Below are 20277 nucleotides of genomic sequence, written 5' to 3' on the forward strand. Positions count from 1 at the left end.
AAACAAAGAGAGTCTTTTCACAACTCACCCTGAACCTGAAAGTGTACTATTATGGAGCATGATAAATTTATTTTCTGTCTGGAAGGCGTTCCTGATGTAGATACTTATTTAGAGACTCAAGTGGTTAAAAACTTAGAAGAAATTGCCATTGATCAAGGAATTGCAAGTATTTATAAGACTTGTGATACCATTGAAGGCCTCGAAGAAAGTCTAAATGTATTGCTATATGAAGATCATAATTTTAAAGATTATGAAATAATCTATTTGGTAATGCCAGGTGAACCTAACAACATCTGTCTTCATGATTATTACTATAGCCTGGAAGAAATAGCAGAGCTTTTTGAAGGCAAGATGAAAGGAAAAGTAATTCATTTTGCTAATAAAAAAATATTAGACCTCAACGAAGAAGAAGCACAATATTTTCTGGATATAACCGGAGCCCGAGCCATCTCAGGTTACGGATCAACTTATAATAAAATAGCCAGCAGCAGTACTATCGATAAAGCTTTTTTTAGTTTGTATCAGGACAATGATGATCTTACTGAGGTTGTTGAAGAATTGTACCAAAAACATTATGCACTTTGCCAATTGCTTGATTTCAGGCTTTATTATTAAGGATGAAAAAACAGGCAAACGAAAAAATAAAAACCTACGAACCAAAAGGATTTCGGGAACGATTTCTTGGCGAAGAAAATCCGATACATTTGCTATTCAAATCCAATTCAGATCATTTTTTTTGTTTGAAAATCGAAGAAATGATGGGATTACAATTTCCAGTTCCACCATCTAAACACAGTTGTCACACGATCATTTTCATAACTTCGGGCATCCATAGCATCAAAATTGGTTTTGAAGAGTACAAAACCTATTCTAACGGAATTATAGTCGTTCCTGCAGGCCAGATTTTTTCGGTAGAACATTTAAACAATAAACATGTTGGTTTTGTCTGTCAATTTCATCCTGATGTTTTAATTGGAAAATATGGCGGAAGCGAAATGATTAATGAGTTTGACTTTCTGAAGATTGGCGGTAATCCAAAAATTCCGGTTTCAGAAACAGACTTTCCTTTTATCCTCAATTTATTCCACCGTCTTCAACATGAATACACTGCCAATGCAAAAGCCAATTTAGAAATCGTTCAATCTTATTTGATGGCTTTATTCTGTGAAATGAATAAAAACAACATCAAAACAACCAAAAATAATAGTGCTGCGGCGACACTTTCATCAAAATTCAAAGCACTTATTTATGATCATATTAAAATAAATCATCAGGTAAATTATTATGCCTCACTTTTAAATGTAAGTCCAAATCATTTAAACAAATCGATTAAAGCAGCTACTGGGAAATCTGCAACCAATTGGATTGATGAAACCATAATGCTTGAAGCAAAATATTTGCTCTATCAAACTACATTTTCTGTCAGTGAAATTGCGATGCAGGTTGGTCATGAAGATCAGTCTTACTTTAGCAGATTCTTTAAAAAACACGAGGGCGTTACTCCCATTCAGTACCGAAAAATGATTGATAAGTCCTAATTATTGATTGCGGAATCCTATCAATTCTTCAAGCATTTTATGAAATTTGCCTCATAAAAAAGGAGATTTATGATTCATGTTTTTAAAACTTCAGTTGATACAAAATCGAAATTAGAATTCGCAACAGCATTACTTACCGAATTACTACCTCATGCCAAATGGAATTTTGATCTTGAGGATTGCGATAACATTTTACGAATTGAGAGTGAAACGGAAGTTTCTGAAATAGTATTACAAAACAACATTTTTGATTGTATCGAATTAGAATAAAATTCGATACAATCTTTTCTCAAAACTTAACTATTCACTATGGAAACTGCCTTACATCAAAATAAAACTTTTGACACTATTGATTATTCAGAACAAAGACTATCAGATAATGAATTTGTAAATTGCGAATTCATCAACTGTAATTTTTCCAAAAGCGATTTCAGTTCTATTGATTTCTTAGATTGTACTTTTAAGAATTGTAATCTGTCGTTGGCCATTCTTAAAAATACCGGGCTTAAAAACATTCAATTTATCGGTTGTAAATTGATGGGATTAGATTTCAGTGCAAGCAATAGCTTTTTGTTTTCAATGCGTTTTCAGGATTGCCTCTTAGATTATTCTACTTTCATTTATAAAAAATTAAAGAAAACCAGTTTTATCGATTGCTCTCTAAAAGATGTCGATTTCTCGAATACAGATTTGTCTCTTGCTATTTTTAAAAATTGTGATTTGGCAAATGCCACTTTCGTAGAATGTATTCTGGAGAAAACTGACTTTCGTTCTTCAAGAAATTATGCTTTTGATCCTTCGGAAAATAAAATCAAAAGGACAAAAGTTTCACACACAGCACTTGCCGGATTATTGGAGAAATTTGATTTGGATATTGAGTAAGATTTTCACAAGCTTCTATTATAAAAAAACCCTTAAACGCAATTCGTTTAAGGGCTTTTTACAATAATTAACCTATTATTAAGCAGACTGTAATTGTAAATTACTTTTATGTTTCTGCATTAAAACCAAAGTTATAACCATTCCGACCGTAGCCATCCCAATACCAATAAGATTTGGAGACGCATAACTATAACCCGCCGCTAAAGGCAATCCGCCTAAAAAGGCCCCTAAAGCATTTCCTATATTGAAACTTCCCTGAAGTGCCGCCGAGGCAATCATTTCAGCATCTTTAGCTGTTTTAATCATCAGCATTTGAATGGGTGCAATTACAGAAAACGAAATTGCTCCGGTTAAAAATGTCAGAAATAAAGAGATGTATTGATTGAAAGAGAAAAAGTAAACCATAATCAGATCGGCCACCATTACAAACAACAATGCTAATACAGTTGGTGCCGGCGAATATTTATCAGCCAATTTCCCTCCCAAAAAATTCCCAACTACCATTCCGAATCCGGCTAATATTAAAATATACGAAACATCTTCGGGAGAAAACTTAGAAACGTTTATTAATAAAGGTGCGATATAGCTAATCCAGGCAAATAGACCTCCAAAACCTATTGCTGTGATTCCGATAATTAACCAGGCTTCGGTTTTCTTGAAAAACAACAATTGCGTTTTCATATTTACATTACCGCTTTTCTCCAAGTTTGGCATCCATAAAGAAATAAACAAAAAAGTTAACATTCCCACAATCGCAATTAACACAAAAGTATAACGCCATATAAAATGATGTCCTATATAAGTACCAATTGGAACACCAATTAAATTTGCCAGGGTTAGACCTGCAAACATTATTGAAATTGCCTGAGCTTCTTTGCCTTTATCAGCCAAACGGCTCGCGACTACCGCCCCCACCCCGAAAAAGGCTCCGTGAGGTAATCCCGAAAGAAATCGTGAAGCAAACAGAAAATTGTAAGTTGGAGCAATGATCGAAAGAGCATTGAAAACAGTTAACATCAGAGCTAATATTAAAAGCATTTTTTTTGGTGGAAAGTTTCTCCCGATAATTACTAATAAAGGTGCGCCAATAACAACACCTAAAGCGTAAGCCGAAATTAGATATCCGGCAACAGGAATCGAAACTTTCATATCTGAAGCAATATCAGGCAATAAACCCATCATTACAAACTCGGTTATCCCAATAGTTAAGCCTCCTAAAGACAAGGCAATAAGACTTTTTTTCATTTGTTTTTATTAAGAAAGGAATAGATTTTCTATGATGCAAATTTACGTCAGGAATGCAAGAAATAAATTGTACTTTTGCGATATAAACTTGTAAATTTAAGTTATGCCGAAATTAAATCAATTCAAAACACTCATGATTGATGAGTTTGAAGATGAGAAATTTCATCTTCCGTTGCATTCTCATACCTATTATGAAATCATTTATATTAAAAAAGGAAGCGGAGTTCATCACCTAAATAACAATTTATTACCTTATAAAACAGGTGATTTATTTGTAATTTCACCAGAAGACGAGCATTATTTTGATATTAAAAAAAGCACTCGTTTCTTTTATATTAAATTCACCGACAGTTATTTTAATTCGAAACAAAACCTTACATGCGATGAATTCTTAATTCACACTCCTGAAAGTTTCATGCGGAACAAGACATTAAAAGAAACTGTACTTAAATTAGATGATCCTTGTAAAACAATATTAAAAAATACGATCGAAAATATTGCTGCCTATAATTGTCATACAGATGTTTCAAATTCGCCAATTGTATTTTATCAGATTCTTTCGATTTTTGGATTAATAAAAGAAACAATGCGCGGTCAGAATCTTGTTGTAAGAGGTAATTCTATTGATAACGAGCAAATAACGTCTTATATTCATCAGAATATTTACAATCCAAAATTAGTTCAGATAAAGGTTATTGCAAATCATTTTAATATTGCCGAAACCTATTTTAGCGCTTATTTTAAAAGAACTTTTACAATTAGTTATCGCGATTACATTCATAATTTAAGAACAACATTAATCGAAAAAAGATTCCACAATAATCAATTGCCGATTAAGCAAATCGCTCATGAATTTGGTTTTACTGATGAAAGCCATTTATCAAATTATTTCAAAAAAAGAAAAAACATGAAACCTACAGATTATAAAAAACTGTAGTTAGCGAAATCTTAAATAATCTTGGGACTTCAAAAAAAAACCTAAATTTGTATCACTAACCTAATTTCTTTGGCAAAAAAAGTACACATATTATTTCTCGTTTTAACCTTTGGTTTCTTTTTGATACCAACTGCGGGTTTTGCATGTGGAAAATCGTCTGAAAAAATTTCTTGCGAAAGAAAAACTTCAATAAAAACAAATTCAGATACTTGTCAAAAAGACTGTTGCAAAAAAGGTCATTCTTCAAAAAAAGATCAACATGGCTGCAATGGAAAATGTGATCATCCGGGCTGCACAACTTCTGGATTACAATTTAGTCTGATTTCAGAAAATGAATTTGATTTCAATACTAATGCTTTTAATTTCTCTTTAGAGAAACCTATTTTATATTACACTGAAACCCCTGTTTCAGATGGATTTACTTCTATTTGGTCGCCGCCAAAAATAAAATAATTGTATTTTGTTTAGCCATAATTGGGTTTTGCCACCAAGACACGAAGACCCAAAGAAATATTAAATTTAATTATTCAACTTAGAGAAATTTACAATCTCTATAAAATCATATAAAAATGAAAAAGTCAATAGCAACTATAGTATCAGTAATTACATTATTTACTGCCAATATCATCCACGCAAACACTGTAAAATCAGAAACGACAACAATTGAAATTGCAGATTCAAATCAGCTGCAACCTGTTTATGATGCTTATTTTTCAGTGAAAGATGCGCTTATTAAAAGTGACAGCAAATTAACTTCGGCGAAAGCCACAGCTTTATTGACAGCAATTTCGGCTGTAAAAATGGACAAACTTAAAAGTGACGAGCATACTGCCTGGATGAAAGTCATAAAAAAACTGACTGCTGATGCAAAAACTATTTCAGCAACTACAGATCTGAAAAAGCAACGCGAAACTTTCAAATCACTTTCAAAAAACACTTACGATCTTATTAAAGTTTCAAAATCTGCACAAGTTGTTTACAAACAATACTGTCCAATGGCAGACGCTGATTGGTTAAGCAAAGAAAAAGCAGTTAAGAATCCGTACTACGGTTCTTCAATGTTAACTTGCGGAAACGTGGTAGAAACTATCAAATAAATATGAAGCTCTACATCAAAAACATGGTGTGTAGTAGATGTAAAATGGTTGTGAAGTCTGAGTTTGAGAAACTCGGACTTCAGACTATTTCTGTTGAATTGGGCGAAGTCGAACTAAAAGACACCATATCCGAAGATCAAAAAAAAGAGCTTTTAATTCAATTACACGCTTTAGGTTTCGACTTAATTGATGATAAAAAAAGTAAAACTATTGAGAAAATAAAGAATCTTATTATTGATTTGGTTCATCATAAAAACAATGAACTTAAAATCAATTTATCTGATTATCTGGCGCAAAACCTTAGTCAGGATTATAATACGTTAAGCAATTTATTTTCAGAAGTCGAAAACACAACAATCGAAAAATATTTCATAAGTCAAAAAATAGAAAAAGTAAAAGAGCTTTTGATTTACAATGAACTTTCATTAAGCGAAATAGCTGACATTTTAAATTATAGCAATGTAGCACATTTGAGTAATCAGTTTAAGAAGATTACAGGCTTCACTCCTACTTATTACAAACAATTGAAGGATAAAAAACGCATTCAGATAGAGAATTTGTAATTTTTCTTAACCGCAAAGATCACAAAGATCTACGCAAAGATCGCAAAGCTATTTAGACAAAGCTTTGCGAACTTTGTGTTTTTAATAATCTCGCATATAAATGACCTTTGCGCACTTTGCGGTTAAATAACATTTGTAAATCTTACAAATCATTCACAAAATTATACAAATCGAAGTAATCGTTACTTCGGAAATTTGCATTGTAATACTTTAAAAGATAAAACAATGACACATCAATATATAATTTCAGGAATGTCGTGTGATGGATGTCGCACCAAAGTCGAGAAAACTTTAAATACCATTGAAGGAATTCAGGCTGAAGTAACATTAAACCCTCCATTGGCAACCATTACAATGGAAAAACATGTGGCGACTAAAAAATTTCAGGAAGTTTTATCTGAAGTTGGGAAATACACTATCGAGATGGATTCTCCTAAAAACCATAACGAAACAGCAATTAAATCGTGTTGTTCAGGGCATAAAAAAGAATCTACTATAGCACATAATCACCATGCAACCGGCGTTTTTTATTGCCCAATGCATTGTGAAGGCGACAAAACCTATGACAAACCTGGAGATTGCCCAGTGTGCGGAATGGATCTGATTCCTCAGGTTGCAATCAATACGACAAAATTTACCTGCCCAATGCACCCGGAAATAGTTTCAAACGAACCCGGTGATTGTCCAATCTGTGGAATGGATTTAGTTCCGATGCAGCCTTCTAATTCTGAAGAAAACAAAACCTATACTGATTTACTAAAGAAAATGAAGATCGCTTTATTGTTTACGCTTCCCATTTTTATTATTTCAATGTCAGAAATGATTCCCAATAATCCTCTCTATACTATAATGTCTATTGAAAAATGGAATTGGGTTCAGTTTTTATTTTCAATTCCGGTTATTTTTTACGCAGGCTGGATGTTTTTTATTCGCGCCTGGAAATCGATTTTGACCTGGAATCTTAATATGTTCACCTTAATAGGAATAGGAACAGGCGTTGCTTTCTTATTTAGTATTTCCGGAATGTTTTTTCCGGATATTTTTCCATCGGAGTTTAAATCACATCATGGAACCATTCATCTTTATTTTGAAGCTGCGACTGTTATTATAACTTTAGTTTTATTAGGACAATTGCTAGAAGCCAAAGCACACGGACAAACCAATGGAGCCATAAAAGCATTATTGAAATTAGCGCCAACAGAAGCGACTTTGGTTGAGAATGGAAATGACAAAGTAATTTCGATTCACAATATCAAAAAAGGAGATTTATTACGTGTAAAACCTGGAGAAAAAATTCCCGTTGACGGAAAAATAACTAGTGGTGAAAGCAGCATTGACGAAGCCATGATTACTGGTGAGCCTATTCCGGTTGATAAAAAAACAGGAGATACTGTTATTTCTGGAACTATCAACGGAACCAGATCGTTTGTTATGATTGCCGAAAAAGTAGGATCAGAAACTTTACTTTCTCAAATTATACAAATGGTAAATGATGCCAGCCGTTCGAGAGCTCCAATTCAAAAACTAGCAGATCGTGTAGCCAAATATTTTGTTCCGACAGTAGTTCTTATTTCCATTGTAACCTTTATTGTCTGGGCAAAATTTGGTCCTGAACCTGCTTATATTTATGGATTAATTAATGCTATAGCCGTTTTAATTATAGCTTGTCCCTGCGCGTTAGGTCTGGCAACACCAATGTCGGTGATGGTTGGTGTTGGTAAAGGGGCACAATTTGGCATTCTGATTAAAAATGCAGAGGCCTTAGAAAACATGAGTAAAATTGATGTTCTGATTACTGATAAAACCGGAACAATTACCGAAGGAAAACCATCTGTCGAAAAAATCTACGCCATCCATAATGATGAGGATACTTTACTTCAAAATATTGCTTCGCTAAATCAGTATAGTGAACATCCTTTGGCGCAAGCCGTTGTTAACTTCGCTAAAACTAAAAATCAAAGTTTAATTGAAGTTCCGGATTTCGAAGCCGTTGCCGGAAAGGGAGTAATAGGAACTGTAAATAATTCGAAAGTAGCTTTAGGAAATAAAAAACTCATGCTTCAGATTGGTGCTTCAGTTTCTGAGGCTATAGAAAGCAAGGTTGTTGCAGAACAAAATTTAGGGAAAACGGTTTCTTATATCGCAGTGGACAAAGTTGTTTTGGGTTATGTAACAATTACTGACGCCATAAAAGAAAATAGTGCAAAAGCAATCAAAGATTTAATTGATCAGGGTGTTGAAGTGATTATGATGACAGGTGACAATGGCAATACTGCAAAAGCGGTTGCTGATCATTTACATTTAAGTTCGTTCAAAGCTGATTGTTTACCTGAAGATAAGTTAAAAGAAATTCAACGTTTACAGGCCGAAGGTAAAATTGTTGCTATGGCGGGTGACGGAATTAACGATGCTCCCGCTTTAGCACAAGCGAATATTGGAATCGCGATGGGAACCGGAACTGATGTTGCCATTGAAAGTGCTAAAATAACATTGGTAAAGGGAGACTTAAACGGAATTGTAAAAGCTAAAAAACTAAGTTATTCCGTAATGCAAAATATCAAACAGAATTTATTTTTCGCTTTCATATATAATGTATTAGGCGTTCCTATTGCGGCTGGAATTTTATATCCGGTATTTGGAATTTTACTTTCGCCGATGCTAGCAGCCCTGGCAATGAGTCTGAGCTCCGTTTCAGTGATTGTAAATGCTTTACGATTACGAAATCTAAACCTTTAAAAAAGCAACATGAAATTATATACGATAATACTTGTCTTCCTGATTGCCATTAGCGTAAAGGCTCAAAAAGTAGTTCGGTACGATTTATACGTTCGCGATACTATTGTCAATTTTTCAGGAAAAGAAAAACGGGCTCTAACTGTTAACGGTCAAATTCCGATGCCGACTTTGACATTTACGGAAGGCGATGTTGCCGAAATTTATGTACACAACGAACTGGATAAAGAAGATACCGCATTACATTGGCACGGATTATTTCTTCCGAATAAAGAAGATGGTGTCCCTTATTTAACGCAAATGCCAATTAAACCCGGAACAACTCATAAATACAGCTTCCCAATTATTCAGAATGGGACTTATTGGTACCACAGCCATTCCGGACTGCAGGAACAAATAGGTTTGTACGGTCTTTTTATCATCAACAAAAAGAAAGACGATACTACTTTCAGAAAAGGAATTGATGATTTACCGACAGTTCCCGTCATATTAAGCGAATGGACCGATCTAAAACCGGAAAATGTTCAGCGAATGCTGCACAATGCCAACGATTGGTTTGCCATAAAAAAAGGAACAACGCAAAGTTATGCCGAAGCCATTAAACACGGACAGTTTTCAACAAAAGTGACCAACGAATGGAAACGCATGAACGCCATGGACGTCAGTGATGTTTATTATGAGAAGTTTTTAATTAATGGTAAAAATGAAGATCAGCTTTCGCAATTCAAAGCTGGAGATAAAGTCCGACTTCGAATCGCAAACGGAGGCGCATCCAGTTATTTCTGGCTGACTTACGGTGGTGGAAAAATAACCGTTGTGGCCAGTGACGGAAACGATGTTGAGCCTGTAGAAGTTGACCGATTGATTATTGCGGTTTCTGAAACCTATGATGTTGTCGTTACAATTCCTGAAGATAAAAAATCCTTTGCTTTTTTGGCTACAGCCGAAGACAGAACCGGATCAGCTTCTTTGTTTTTAGGAGACGGAGCTAAACAGCCTGTTGCTCATCTTCCCAAACTAAAATATTTTGAAGGGATGAAAATGATGAACGACATGATGAAGATGAACGGCGAAATGAACGATATGGGTATGAATATGTCCTTGAATAAAATGGACATGAATGCCGTGATGTATCCGGAGATTTCCGGAGAAGAGCAAGTATCTAAAACAGAAGATCATTCTCAGCATACTATGGAAGGCATGAATATGGCAAACGATACAACAGAAGTTGCTGAGATTACAACGCTGAATTACGGAATGCTAAAATCTCCAACTATAACAACATTACCAAAAGATGCTCCCGTAAAAGAATTACGCTTTGAATTATCAGGAAACATGAACCGCTATGTTTGGAGTATGGACAATAAAGTGATTTCTGAAACCGATAAAATCTTAATTAAAAAAGGAGAAAACGTTCGGATTGTATTATATAATAATTCGATGATGCGCCATCCAATGCATTTGCACGGACATGATTTCAGAATTTTGAACGAACACGGAGATTATTCTCCGCTTAAAAATGTGATTGATATTATGCCAATGGAAACCGATACGATCGAATTTCAGGCTAATGCAGATGGCGATTGGTTTTTTCATTGTCACATCCTGTATCATATGATGGCGGGAATGGGAAGGATTTTTAGTTATGAAAATTCAGCACCAAACCCGTTGATACATCATCCTGAAATGGCGTACAAAATGCTAAAAATGGACGACCGCATGTTTCATTTTATGGCAGAAAATGATTTCGCCACAAACGGAAACGACGGAGAAGCCATGTACAGCAACACGCGTTGGAGCATTGGAACCGAATGGCGTTTGGGTTATAATGACAAACACGGTTACGAAACTGAAACCCATATTGGCCGATATATTGGTAAGATGCAATGGTTAATGCCTTTTATAGGTTTCGACTGGCGCTATCGAAAAATGGGAATGGACGAACAGGAACAAAACCTTTTTGGCCAAACCAATACCAAAGACAACCGTGCTGTTTTTAGCGCCGGACTTGAATATACGTTGCCCATGTTGGTAAAAGCACAAGTTGAAGTTTATACGGATGGAAATGTGAGAGTTCAGTTTGAGCGAAAGGATATTCCGCTAGCGAGACGTTTGCGAATGAACTTAATGTGGAATACGGATAAGGAATATATGGCCGGTTTAAAATATGTAGCGGGAAGAAACTTCGGAATCACAACGCATTATGATAGTGATATGGGAATTGGTTTTGGAGTAAACCTGAATTATTAATATTATATTAGCATAGAAATTTTATCAAAACTAAACAGTAACCTTCATAAATGAAAAAAGTAAATTTCCTATTCTTATTTCTGACTGCTTTTCTCTTAATAAGCTGTGATCCCTCGCAAGGTATTCTTTTTACAAACAAAGGTGAAAGCAATGTAAAAGTAAAACTTATTATAAATTCGAAAGTTAAAAACGATCAGCTTGATGAGATGAAAAAAGGAGATTCGATTGTTTTTAATTTAATTCCTCATAATCCAGACGAAAAACAAGGACATATTTATTTTGGAAGAGGAAGATGGGATGATGAAAATATAATTGAAATCAGTAAATCTATCAAAAGCATTGAAATTGAAAATGATAATTATAAGATTGTTTACAAATCCCAACAAGCAATAAATAATTTACTGAAAGAAAACTATAATGGCATAATCATGAAATCTCTCAATATTAAAATTGATGACAATTTTTTCAAATAAAGTATGAGAAAAATCTATTTTACACTACTTTTTATTTCTGGAATAATCTTAACAGGCTGTAATAATAAAGAAGCTGATTTACAATTTGAAAAAAATGTGATATATGAAGTTTATCCAGCACTTATTGATTCCGTTTGGGTAAACGCTATGCGAAATTATGTTCCACCTGCACCGCCAGGAATGAATCTTTCTGAATATAAATTAAATCAGCGAAAAGAATCAAACAAACGATTCAATAAAGATTTGGCAGGATTTAAAAAGTCCCACTTCAAGATTGATCTCGTGATTCTGGATAAAGCTGTTTCAAACGGAAATGAAAAACAACTTCAAGAACATTTCAAAGATGCTGAAATATCTAAAGAAAATTTTCCAGATACCCTTGAATATAAATTTGACAGAAAAAAACTGAATGCATACGAAACTTTTCATCTTCATTATGTTTCTAAAATACCTCGCAAAAATGAAATAAAAATATATAATCAATGCTGTTATTCTGTTAGAGGGATAATCATTCTTAGTAGAATTCAATTTGATAGTGAAAAAAAATATGGTGTTCTCACCGCAGGTATTGAATGTGGCAATATGTGCGGATATGGGTATAGAATTTATATTAAAAAAGTAAAGAATAAATGGATTGTTGATAAAATAGAAGATGCCTGGATTGTTTAATTTTCAATGACATATTATTATAAAAACATTAACAAATTGTAAGAATCAACTCTAAGAAATGTTGGTATATTTGAATCACCAAAACACAATATTTCTAACAAAAACAAATTATATAAAATGACAAAAGTAATTACCTTCTTAACGGCTGCTGTATTCTCAATTGGAGTAACTGCTCAAGAAACAAAACCGGTTCAAAAAGAAAAAGCAAAAAAAGAATCATGTTGCAAAAAAACGTCAACAGATAAAAAGGACAAAAAATCTTGTTGCGTTAAAAAATAAAAGAAATTCTGTTTCAACAAAAAAGACCTCAATTGCTTGAGGTCTTTTTTTTATATTCTATTAAAGCTAATTATTTCAATCTGACACTCCATTCAAAATCCATTTCAGAAACCTGAACTCCTTCTTCATTTGTTCCAATCGATTTCATCCAGAAGGTTTGCCCTTCTCCAGTTTCTATTGTCCTTTTAATAGCATCGGCAATTAAATGTCCGTCATTACAAGCAAATGTTATTCTTCCAGTTGCTTTCTTAGTAAAGTTTCCTTTATTGTTAGCTACCAACATCGAAATCTTTCTTCCGCTTTCCTGGATTTGAGAAATCACCAAAGCTCCCGTTGTTAATTCGGCCGCCATAGCCTGAACAGCAAAATACATAGAGTTAAAAGGATTTTGATTAATCCATCTGTGTTTAACACTTACTACACATCTGTCTTTATCAATTGCTTTGACACGCACACCACAAAAGTATGCTGAAGGTAATTTGAATAATACAAATTTATTGAGTTTGGAAACTGAAACTGCCATGTGATTTATTTTTTTATGTAAAAATACAAAAAAACTATGCACGCACAATAAATAGCGATTACTTTCCTAAAATAGCAACAAAATCAATACTTCCGAATGATTTTCAATGCTTTAAAGGTGCATTTAAAATTTTAACTTTGTTAAAATTTTGTTAATATTTGGTACTATGCAAAACAAGATACTGTCTTTTAGCTATATATTTGTATAAGAAATTACTATATACTTTTAATCATGGAAACATCAACACCACTAATCATGGAAAAGACATCAGAAAAGAACACTGCAACGTTCACACACTTAAGTACTTTAACACAGTATTTCATTCCGTTTGGAAATTATATTTTTCCAATTTTGATCTGGACGAGTTACAAAGACAAATCAGAATTTGTAAATCACCACGGAAAACAAACCTTAAACTTTCAATTAAGTTTATTGCTTTACACTTTGGTTCTGGCTCTAATTGCCATTCCGGTTTTTGTAACTGTTTTTCTTCAAAATATCCCAATGGAAGCTTTTTTTAACGACGATAATTTTGCAATAAGAAATTTTGATTTTCAAGGCAATATTGGGTTACTTACTATAGGTGGAACAGCGGTTGTACTTTTTGGCTTATTAAAAGTTGTTGAATTCTTTTTAGTGATTTATGCTTCAATAAAAACCTCAAACGGAGAATATTACAAATATCCGTTAACGATTCCTTTTATAAAGTAATCCTTAAAAAGGTTAAAAGTTATAAGTTATACGAAATAATTCTAACAGAATAAATTCGAATCAATCATCAATCACCCGAGCCAGAAGGGCGAACTGGCGCAGCAATCATCATCAATCAAAAAACGAATTGTTCAATCTAAAAAAAACAAAATGAAATTATGAACATTGAAAACACAAAAGCACAGATGCGCAAAGGTGTTCTTGAGTTTTGCATCTTATCTGTATTGAAAGAAAAAGACGCATACACATCAGAAATATTAGACACTTTAAAAAACGCAAAATTACTAGTTGTTGAGGGAACAGTTTATCCACTTTTAACTAGGCTGAAAAACGACGGTTTGCTAAATTATCGTTGGGAAGAATCGACCTCAGGGCCGCCACGAAAATATTATGGATTAACCGAAATAGGACAAACTTTTTTAAACGAACTTAGCGGCACCTGGACAGAATTATCTGACGCCGTAAAACTAATCACCAATCAAAATCAATAGTCATGAACAAAACAGTAAATATTAACTTAGGAGGTATGTTTTTTCACATCGATGAAGATGCATACTTAAAATTAACCCGCTATTTTGACGCAATAAAACGATCACTTAACAGCTCATCTGGACAAGACGAAATTATTAAAGATATCGAAATGCGTGTTTCTGAATTATTAACAGAAAAACAAAAAAGCGAGAAACATGTTGTTGGACTGAAAGACGTTGACGAAGTGATTGCCGTTATGGGACAACCTGAAGATTACATCATTGAAGATGAAGAAAAATCAAATCAGTCTTTTAACGATTACGGAACAAGAAAGCATAAAAAATTATACCGTGACAAAGAGAAAGGTATGATTGGCGGTGTTGCAACAGGTTTAGGACATTATTTTGGAATTGACGCTGTTTGGATCAAAATCATATTCTTAGTATTTGTTTTTGCAGGTTTTGGAACTGGAATTTTAGCTTATTTCGTTCTTTGGATCGTAACTCCTGAAGCAGTTACAACTTCTGAGAAATTAGAAATGACAGGTGAACCGGTAACTATTTCAAACATCGAAAAAAAAGTTCGCGAAGAAATAGAATCATTATCTGATAAATTTAAAAGTGCAGATTATGACAAAATGGGAAACCAGGTAAAGTCGGGAGCTGAGAGAATAAGTAGTTCATTTGGAGACTTTGTCATTACGGTTTTTAAAATCTTCGCAAAATTTTTAGGCGTAGTTTTAATCATGTCAGGAATATCAGTTTTGATCATGTTATTGATTGGAGTGTTTACCTTAGGAACTAATATTTTTATTGATTTTCCTTGGCAAAACTTCGTTGAAGCAGGAAACTTTACAGAATATCCTATTTGGTCATTTGGTTTATTAATGTTCTTTGCGGTTGGAATTCCGTTCTTCTTTTTGACACTTTTAGGTTTCAAATTGTTATCGCCAAACTTAAAGTCTATTGGTAATATTACAAAATACACTTTATTGGCAATCTGGATTATCGCTGTTGCAATTGCTATCAGCATTGGAATCAAACAAGCAACTGAAATTTCTTATGACGGAAAAACGGTAGAGAAAAAAGCGCTTAACATCAATGCAAAAGATACTCTTTATGTAAAATTCAGATACAATGATTATTTTGCTAAGGACCTTAACAATTATCACAGAGAGTTTGAGTTTGTGCAGGATTCTGTAAACAATCAGCTAATCTATTCAAATGATGTTCGCTTACATGTTTTGCACACTGACGAAGCAAGTCCTTACTTACAGATAGAAAAAAGTGCAAGAGGAAATTCTTTTTCAAATGCTAAAAAAAGAGCTGAAAAAATTGATTATAAAATTCAGATCAACGGAAATCATTTAGTTTTGGATAATTATTTTCTGACAGATGTAAAAAATAAATTTAGAGGTCAGGAAGTTGATGTATATTTGTACTTGCCGGAAGGCCAATTGTTTAAACCAGATGCTTCTATACAAGATTATGATGACTCTGAAGATGATTTTTTCAACTTACACTTTAGCGGAAACTACAATTATAAAGTAGAAGGTTCTAAAATTAAATGTTTGAATTGTCCTGCAGACGAAGATGATCAGGAAGATGTAGATTATGACGAAGACAACACTATTGACAATGATACAGTAAAAGAAGTTTCAATTAAAATTAATGGAAAAGAAGTTCTAAACGGAAAAAAAACTAACGGAAAGTTAACCACTGATAAAAACGGAGTTATAATCAAAATAAACTAAAGCCATGATAAAAATAATCATTCATATTACAAAATTCATTATTGCCACTGTTACTGCATTATTGTTCGCTTCATGTAATTTTACTAACATGAAATCTATAGAAGGAAGTGGAAATGTTACGACTGAAAAACGAATTGTTCAGGGAGATTTTAAAAATGTATCAGTAAGCAATGCTATTGATGTTGTAATCGAACAATCAGATAAAACAGAAATTATTGTTGAAGCTGATGACAATTTGCAGAAAGAAATTAAAACGACTGTTGAAAATGGAACTCTGGTAATTAGCTGTGAATTTACTTCTTTCCACAATGTTACTAAGAAAAAAGTAATAGTAAAAATGCCTGTTATCGATGCATTAGAAGCTTCAAGCGCTTCTACTATAACGAGTACAAATGTTATTCATTCTACTAATATAAAATTAGATGCTTCAAGTGCTGCGACAATGAATGTTAATATAGAATCTGATGAAATCTCTTTGGATACAGACAGTGCGGGTTCTATTACAATTGAAGGAAAAGCATTAAAAGTAAAATCTTCAGCATCTAGCGCTGCAAATATAGAGGCTGAAAAATTATTAGCCAATGAGATTGAAGCCGATGCCGATAGCGGAGCAAGCATAAACATTAGCCCAATAGTTAGTTTGAAAGCCAATGCCAATAGTGGAGGAAGCATTAATTACAAAGGATCTCCTAAATCAATTGAAAAAACTTCTAATTCAGGCGGAAGTATCAATCAGGGATAAACCTTATTTTACTGTTAAATATAAAAGAAATCATTCATCAAAAGTGGATGATTTTTTTATATTTGTCAAAATCAAATCTAGAATTAATGAAAAAAAGTACAGCCCTACTCCTATTATTATTATTCACTACATTAACTTTTGCCCAAAAAAGAGAAAAAGTAAAAGGAACTAAAATCGTAACTACTTCTATAAAAGAAACAGGAAATTTTGATGCTCTTGAAGTTGATGATAATATTGAAGTTTATCTGGAACGAGGAGAAAAAAACGAAATTAAAATTGAAGCCGATGATAATTTACATGATATTATCGGGATGGATTTAAGAGAGAAAACACTTCGTTTGTATACATCTAAGGAAAGTACTATTTTCAAAAAACTTACGGTACACGTAACGTACACGAATACATTTAATAAAGTTATTACAAAAAACGAAGCTGTTGTTTATGCGATTCAGGAACTTCAGTTGGATGACATTACTTTCAATAGTTTCGATTTTTCAAAGCTATTTTTGAATGTAAATGCTAAAAAATTCAGTTTAATTGCCGATGACAAATCGAGATCGGAAATAAACTTAAAAGCAGATGAAGCTTCTCTTCAATTGAGTAAAAATTCTGTCATAAAATCATTAGTGACAGCAACTAAATTCAAATGCGATCTATATCAAAAAGGGATTGCTACCCTTGAAGGAATTGCCGAAAAAGCAACGATTCGTTTAGACAACAATTCGACTTTCACCGGAATTAAATTCACTATGAAAGATGCCAGTATTACTGCAGAAGGATCTTCAAAAGGAAGTATTTTAGCTGAAACAACCCTAACATTAGCAGCAGGAAACCAAACAGAAGTTTCGATTTTTGGAAGTCCTGCTATCACACTTACCCGTTTTTCTGAAGAGGCAAAATTGATTAAAAAGATAAAATAGAAAAAAGTTTCAGGTTTTCTTTGTTTGCTTCGCCAGTTCGGCTAAAGCCTCCTGTCAGATTGAAATGAGAATTTTACCGCAAAGGACGCTAAGTTTTTTTTGCCCACATTTACATTAAGAAAAAAAGTTCGCAAAGCTGGTTCAACACAAAGCTTTGCGAACTTTGTGTTTTATAACACTACACATTACAATAACTTTGCGACCTTTGCGGTAAAATTTAATCTGCTTAAAGTTTCAACATAAAAAAATCCCATTCGTAAAATAACGAATGGGATTTTTACTTTATTAGTTCTCTAATTCACGTTCCAACAACTTGAAACTTGACCCTAGGCTTTAGCCGAACTGGCGAAGCAAACAAAGAAAACTTGAAACTAAATGTTTACTCCTTAGAAGCCAAATATCTTTCTGCATCAAGAGCAGCCATACAACCCGTTCCTGCAGCAGTAATTGCCTGACGATATACGTGATCTGCAGCATCTCCGGCTACAAAAACACCATCAACATTTGTTTTAGATGTTCCCGGAGTATTGATGATATAACCAGTTTCATCAAGTGTAATATAATCTTTAAAGATATCTGTGTTTGGTTTGTGACCAATTGCTACGAAAAATCCTGTTGCTGGAATTTCGATAACTTCACCAGTAGTTTTGTTTAAGGCTTTAATAGCATGAACAACATTACTGTCTCCTAAAACTTCAACAGTATCATGATTCATTAAAATCTCGATATTCTCCGTTTTACGAACGCGTTCTTCCATGATTTTTGAAGCTCTGAATTTTTCGCTTCTTACTAACATCGTTACTTTTTTACAAAGTTTAGATAAGTAATGTGCTTCTTCACAAGCAGAATCTCCTGCTCCAACAATTACAACTTCCTGATTGCGGTAGAAAAATCCGTCGCAAACAGCACAGGCAGAAACTCCTCCACCCATATTTAAATAGTGTTGTTCTGAAGGCAATCCTAAATATTTAGCAGTAGCTCCTGTTGAAATAATAACCGTTTCACAGTGCAATTCGATAGTATCGTTAATCCAAACTTTATGAATATCTCCTGAAAAATCAACTTTAGTAGCCCAACCATCACGAATATCAGCACCAAAACGTTTTGCTTGTTCCTGTAACTGTATCATCATTTCTGGTCCTGTAACTCCATCAACATAACCTGGAAAGTTCTCTACTTCATTTGTTGTAGTCAACTGACCACCTGGCTGCATTCCCTGATATAATATTGGATTCATATTTGCTCTGGCAGCATAAATTGCAGCAGTATAACCCGCTGGACCAGAACCTATAATAAGGCATTTAATTTTTTCTATTGTATCTGACATAATATGTGTAGTTTTTTGTGATGCAAATGTAAACTTTATTATAAAAAATTACCATCAAATTAAATCCTAAATAACTATCTCAAAATAAGTTTTATTTATTTTGAGATTTTTCTTTTGTAAACAGAATTTATTACTATATTTGCATCCGCTTACGGGCAGTACAACAAATACATCTTCGGGGTGTAGCGTAGCCCGGTTATCGCGCCTGCTTTGGGAGCAGGAGGCCGCAGGTTCGAATCCTGCCACCCCGACAAAAGTCTTTTCATCTTTTTGAAAAGACTTTTTTTTGCTTTAAACTTTTTTGAAATTAACATAAACGAACGGTTATAGCGTCCCGATTAAGATCGGGGAAGACCGCAGGTTCGAATCCGGCCACCCCGACAAAAGTCTTTTCATCTTTTTGAAAAGACTTTTTTTTGCTTTAAACTTTTTTGAAATTAACATAAACGAACGGTTATAGCGTCCCGATTGAGATCGGGAAGACCGCAGGTTCGAATCCTGCCACCCCGACAAAAGTCTTTTCATCTTTTTGAAAAGACTTTTTTTTGCTTTAAACTTTTTTGAAATTAACATAAACGAACGGTTATAGCGTCCCGATTGAGATCGGGAAGGCCGCAGGTTCGAATCCTGCCACCCCGACAAAAGTCTTTTCATCTTTTTGAAAAGACTTTTTTTTTGCTTTAAACTTTCTTGAAATTAACATAAACGAGCGGTTATTGCGTCCCGATTGAGATCGGGAAGGCCGCAGGTTCGAATCCTGCCACCCCGACTAAAGTCTTTTCATCTTTTTGAAAAGACTTTTTTTTGCTTTAAACTTTTTTGAAATTAATATATAGGATCAATACGAAAAGCTGTGGATAAAAAACATCACGGAGAACACAGAGTTTTTTAAGTATTCTAAGCTTAGTAAAAACACAAGGTTCACAAAGCTTTTCGGGCTTAGATTTTGTAAACATAACTTAAATCTTAGTGCACTCTGCGAATCCCGGTAGCTATCGGGATTGTGTTCTCTGCGTTAAAAAATAATAAAGAGTATAAAATTTTCAATACTTCCCCACCCCGTCTAACTGTGATTAAAGATCATAGCCTCTTCATTGAAATCGGAAAATAAATTCATATGATAAATATTAGCCAATCTATTTGGTTGTTTTTTCAAATAAGCTT

21 protein-coding genes and 1 tRNA gene are annotated in these 20277 nt (G+C 33.7%); 19 read left to right on the top strand and 3 right to left on the bottom strand.

The window, feature by feature from the left end; translation table 11 throughout:
- Positions 1-51: 51 nt before the first annotated feature.
- The 4 genes from AC3ITQ_RS01125 to AC3ITQ_RS01140 all read left to right on the top strand — a co-directional run bounded on the left by AC3ITQ_RS01125 (position 52) and on the right by AC3ITQ_RS01140 (position 2420).
- Complete coding sequence (locus AC3ITQ_RS01125) at positions 52-615, top strand: DUF6642 family protein (RefSeq protein ID WP_072974515.1); 564 nt, start codon at positions 52-54, stop codon at positions 613-615.
- 2 nt (positions 616-617) lie between these two features.
- Positions 618-1538 (top strand): helix-turn-helix domain-containing protein, encoded by a 921-nt coding sequence (locus tag AC3ITQ_RS01130; protein ID WP_489236472.1) that lies wholly within the window; start codon positions 618-620, stop codon positions 1536-1538.
- A 69-nt stretch (positions 1539-1607) separates the two neighbouring features.
- Positions 1608-1808: a hypothetical protein gene (locus tag AC3ITQ_RS01135; protein WP_489236473.1), complete on the top strand. Its 201-nt coding sequence runs from the start codon at positions 1608-1610 to the stop codon at positions 1806-1808.
- 39 nt (positions 1809-1847) lie between these two features.
- The gene (locus tag AC3ITQ_RS01140) at positions 1848-2420 is read left to right on the top strand and encodes a pentapeptide repeat-containing protein (protein WP_489236474.1); all 573 of its coding nucleotides are present in this window, start codon (positions 1848-1850) and stop codon (positions 2418-2420) included.
- 78 nt (positions 2421-2498) lie between these two features.
- Here the strand turns inward: AC3ITQ_RS01140 and AC3ITQ_RS01145 are convergent, their stop codons facing one another.
- The gene (locus tag AC3ITQ_RS01145) at positions 2499-3665 is read right to left on the bottom strand and encodes an MFS transporter (RefSeq protein ID WP_489236475.1); all 1167 of its coding nucleotides are present in this window, start codon (positions 3663-3665) and stop codon (positions 2499-2501) included.
- A gap of 103 nt (positions 3666-3768) precedes the next feature.
- Here AC3ITQ_RS01145 and AC3ITQ_RS01150 point away from each other — a divergent pair, with 103 nt between their 5' ends.
- The 9 genes from AC3ITQ_RS01150 (at position 3769) to AC3ITQ_RS01190 (ending at position 12666) form a co-directional block, all read left to right on the top strand.
- Complete coding sequence (locus AC3ITQ_RS01150; RefSeq protein ID WP_489236476.1) at positions 3769-4602, top strand: AraC family transcriptional regulator; 834 nt, start codon at positions 3769-3771, stop codon at positions 4600-4602.
- Positions 4603-4671: 69 nt separating this feature from the next.
- The gene (locus tag AC3ITQ_RS01155) at positions 4672-5055 is read left to right on the top strand and encodes a hypothetical protein (RefSeq protein ID WP_489236477.1); all 384 of its coding nucleotides are present in this window, start codon (positions 4672-4674) and stop codon (positions 5053-5055) included.
- A gap of 116 nt (positions 5056-5171) precedes the next feature.
- On the top strand, positions 5172-5699 hold the full coding sequence (locus AC3ITQ_RS01160) for a DUF3347 domain-containing protein (RefSeq protein ID WP_489236478.1): 528 nt from the start codon (positions 5172-5174) through the stop codon (positions 5697-5699).
- A 2-nt stretch (positions 5700-5701) separates the two neighbouring features.
- The gene (locus AC3ITQ_RS01165; RefSeq protein ID WP_489236479.1) at positions 5702-6262 is read left to right on the top strand and encodes a helix-turn-helix domain-containing protein; all 561 of its coding nucleotides are present in this window, start codon (positions 5702-5704) and stop codon (positions 6260-6262) included.
- 225 nt (positions 6263-6487) lie between these two features.
- Positions 6488-8998, top strand: coding sequence for a heavy metal translocating P-type ATPase (locus tag AC3ITQ_RS01170; protein ID WP_489236480.1), 2511 nt, complete (start codon positions 6488-6490; stop codon positions 8996-8998).
- Positions 8999-9007: 9 nt separating this feature from the next.
- Positions 9008-11245: a multicopper oxidase family protein gene (locus AC3ITQ_RS01175; RefSeq protein ID WP_489236481.1), complete on the top strand. Its 2238-nt coding sequence runs from the start codon at positions 9008-9010 to the stop codon at positions 11243-11245.
- Positions 11246-11295: 50 nt separating this feature from the next.
- Positions 11296-11718, top strand: a complete 423-nt coding sequence (locus tag AC3ITQ_RS01180; protein ID WP_489236482.1) for a hypothetical protein — start codon at positions 11296-11298, stop codon at positions 11716-11718.
- A gap of 3 nt (positions 11719-11721) precedes the next feature.
- Complete coding sequence (locus AC3ITQ_RS01185; protein ID WP_489236483.1) at positions 11722-12387, top strand: hypothetical protein; 666 nt, start codon at positions 11722-11724, stop codon at positions 12385-12387.
- A gap of 117 nt (positions 12388-12504) precedes the next feature.
- Positions 12505-12666 (top strand): hypothetical protein, encoded by a 162-nt coding sequence (locus tag AC3ITQ_RS01190; RefSeq protein ID WP_157849298.1) that lies wholly within the window; start codon positions 12505-12507, stop codon positions 12664-12666.
- A 70-nt stretch (positions 12667-12736) separates the two neighbouring features.
- Here the strand turns inward: AC3ITQ_RS01190 and AC3ITQ_RS01195 are convergent, their stop codons facing one another.
- Entirely contained in the window at positions 12737-13189 is a 453-nt protein-coding gene (locus tag AC3ITQ_RS01195) for a DUF4442 domain-containing protein (protein ID WP_489236484.1), read from the bottom strand.
- Positions 13190-13444: 255 nt separating this feature from the next.
- Between AC3ITQ_RS01195 and AC3ITQ_RS01200 the strand changes: the two genes are divergently transcribed.
- The 5 genes from AC3ITQ_RS01200 to AC3ITQ_RS01220 all read left to right on the top strand — a co-directional run bounded on the left by AC3ITQ_RS01200 (position 13445) and on the right by AC3ITQ_RS01220 (position 17786).
- Positions 13445-13900 (top strand): DUF4870 domain-containing protein, encoded by a 456-nt coding sequence (locus AC3ITQ_RS01200; RefSeq protein ID WP_489236485.1) that lies wholly within the window; start codon positions 13445-13447, stop codon positions 13898-13900.
- Positions 13901-14058: 158 nt separating this feature from the next.
- On the top strand, positions 14059-14391 hold the full coding sequence (locus tag AC3ITQ_RS01205; protein WP_017498072.1) for a PadR family transcriptional regulator: 333 nt from the start codon (positions 14059-14061) through the stop codon (positions 14389-14391).
- A gap of 2 nt (positions 14392-14393) precedes the next feature.
- The gene (locus tag AC3ITQ_RS01210; protein WP_489236486.1) at positions 14394-16124 is read left to right on the top strand and encodes a PspC domain-containing protein; all 1731 of its coding nucleotides are present in this window, start codon (positions 14394-14396) and stop codon (positions 16122-16124) included.
- Between the two features lie 4 nt (positions 16125-16128).
- Positions 16129-16866 (top strand): head GIN domain-containing protein, encoded by a 738-nt coding sequence (locus AC3ITQ_RS01215; protein ID WP_072974548.1) that lies wholly within the window; start codon positions 16129-16131, stop codon positions 16864-16866.
- A gap of 86 nt (positions 16867-16952) precedes the next feature.
- Complete coding sequence (locus AC3ITQ_RS01220; protein WP_489236487.1) at positions 16953-17786, top strand: GIN domain-containing protein; 834 nt, start codon at positions 16953-16955, stop codon at positions 17784-17786.
- Between the two features lie 379 nt (positions 17787-18165).
- Here AC3ITQ_RS01220 and trxB read toward each other — a convergent pair whose 3' ends face one another.
- Entirely contained in the window at positions 18166-19113 is a 948-nt protein-coding gene (gene trxB / locus AC3ITQ_RS01225; protein WP_194658355.1) for a thioredoxin-disulfide reductase, read from the bottom strand.
- Positions 19114-19289: 176 nt separating this feature from the next.
- Here trxB and AC3ITQ_RS01230 point away from each other — a divergent pair.
- Positions 19290-19364: transfer RNA gene (locus tag AC3ITQ_RS01230), tRNA-Pro, on the top strand.
- Positions 19365-20277: the final 913 nt, after the last annotated feature.

The organism is Flavobacterium sp. KH_001 (assembly GCF_057840745.1).

Excerpts from the sequence above, each read along its gene's own strand:
- AC3ITQ_RS01165 (WP_489236479.1), top strand. The coding sequence starts at position 5,702 with ATGAAGCTCTACATCAAAAACATGGTGTGTAGTAGATGTAAAATGGTT.
- AC3ITQ_RS01210 (WP_489236486.1), top strand. The coding sequence starts at position 14,394 with ATGAACAAAACAGTAAATATTAACTTAGGAGGTATGTTTTTTCACATC.
- AC3ITQ_RS01145 (WP_489236475.1), bottom strand. The coding sequence starts at position 3,665 with ATGAAAAAAAGTCTTATTGCCTTGTCTTTAGGAGGCTTAACTATTGGG.
- trxB (WP_194658355.1), bottom strand. The coding sequence starts at position 19,113 with ATGTCAGATACAATAGAAAAAATTAAATGCCTTATTATAGGTTCTGGT.
- AC3ITQ_RS01160 (WP_489236478.1), top strand. The coding sequence starts at position 5,172 with ATGAAAAAGTCAATAGCAACTATAGTATCAGTAATTACATTATTTACT.
- AC3ITQ_RS01195 (WP_489236484.1), bottom strand. The coding sequence starts at position 13,189 with ATGGCAGTTTCAGTTTCCAAACTCAATAAATTTGTATTATTCAAATTA.
- AC3ITQ_RS01180 (WP_489236482.1), top strand. The coding sequence starts at position 11,296 with ATGAAAAAAGTAAATTTCCTATTCTTATTTCTGACTGCTTTTCTCTTA.
- AC3ITQ_RS01190 (WP_157849298.1), top strand. The coding sequence starts at position 12,505 with ATGACAAAAGTAATTACCTTCTTAACGGCTGCTGTATTCTCAATTGGA.
- AC3ITQ_RS01200 (WP_489236485.1), top strand. The coding sequence starts at position 13,445 with ATGGAAAAGACATCAGAAAAGAACACTGCAACGTTCACACACTTAAGT.
- AC3ITQ_RS01130 (WP_489236472.1), top strand. The coding sequence starts at position 618 with ATGAAAAAACAGGCAAACGAAAAAATAAAAACCTACGAACCAAAAGGA.
- AC3ITQ_RS01175 (WP_489236481.1), top strand. The coding sequence starts at position 9,008 with ATGAAATTATATACGATAATACTTGTCTTCCTGATTGCCATTAGCGTA.
- AC3ITQ_RS01150 (WP_489236476.1), top strand. The coding sequence starts at position 3,769 with ATGCCGAAATTAAATCAATTCAAAACACTCATGATTGATGAGTTTGAA.
- AC3ITQ_RS01185 (WP_489236483.1), top strand. The coding sequence starts at position 11,722 with ATGAGAAAAATCTATTTTACACTACTTTTTATTTCTGGAATAATCTTA.
- AC3ITQ_RS01215 (WP_072974548.1), top strand. The coding sequence starts at position 16,129 with ATGATAAAAATAATCATTCATATTACAAAATTCATTATTGCCACTGTT.
- AC3ITQ_RS01135 (WP_489236473.1), top strand. The coding sequence starts at position 1,608 with ATGATTCATGTTTTTAAAACTTCAGTTGATACAAAATCGAAATTAGAA.
- AC3ITQ_RS01220 (WP_489236487.1), top strand. The coding sequence starts at position 16,953 with ATGAAAAAAAGTACAGCCCTACTCCTATTATTATTATTCACTACATTA.
- AC3ITQ_RS01140 (WP_489236474.1), top strand. The coding sequence starts at position 1,848 with ATGGAAACTGCCTTACATCAAAATAAAACTTTTGACACTATTGATTAT.
- AC3ITQ_RS01125 (WP_072974515.1), top strand. The coding sequence starts at position 52 with ATGGAGCATGATAAATTTATTTTCTGTCTGGAAGGCGTTCCTGATGTA.
- AC3ITQ_RS01170 (WP_489236480.1), top strand. The coding sequence starts at position 6,488 with ATGACACATCAATATATAATTTCAGGAATGTCGTGTGATGGATGTCGC.
- AC3ITQ_RS01205 (WP_017498072.1), top strand. The coding sequence starts at position 14,059 with ATGAACATTGAAAACACAAAAGCACAGATGCGCAAAGGTGTTCTTGAG.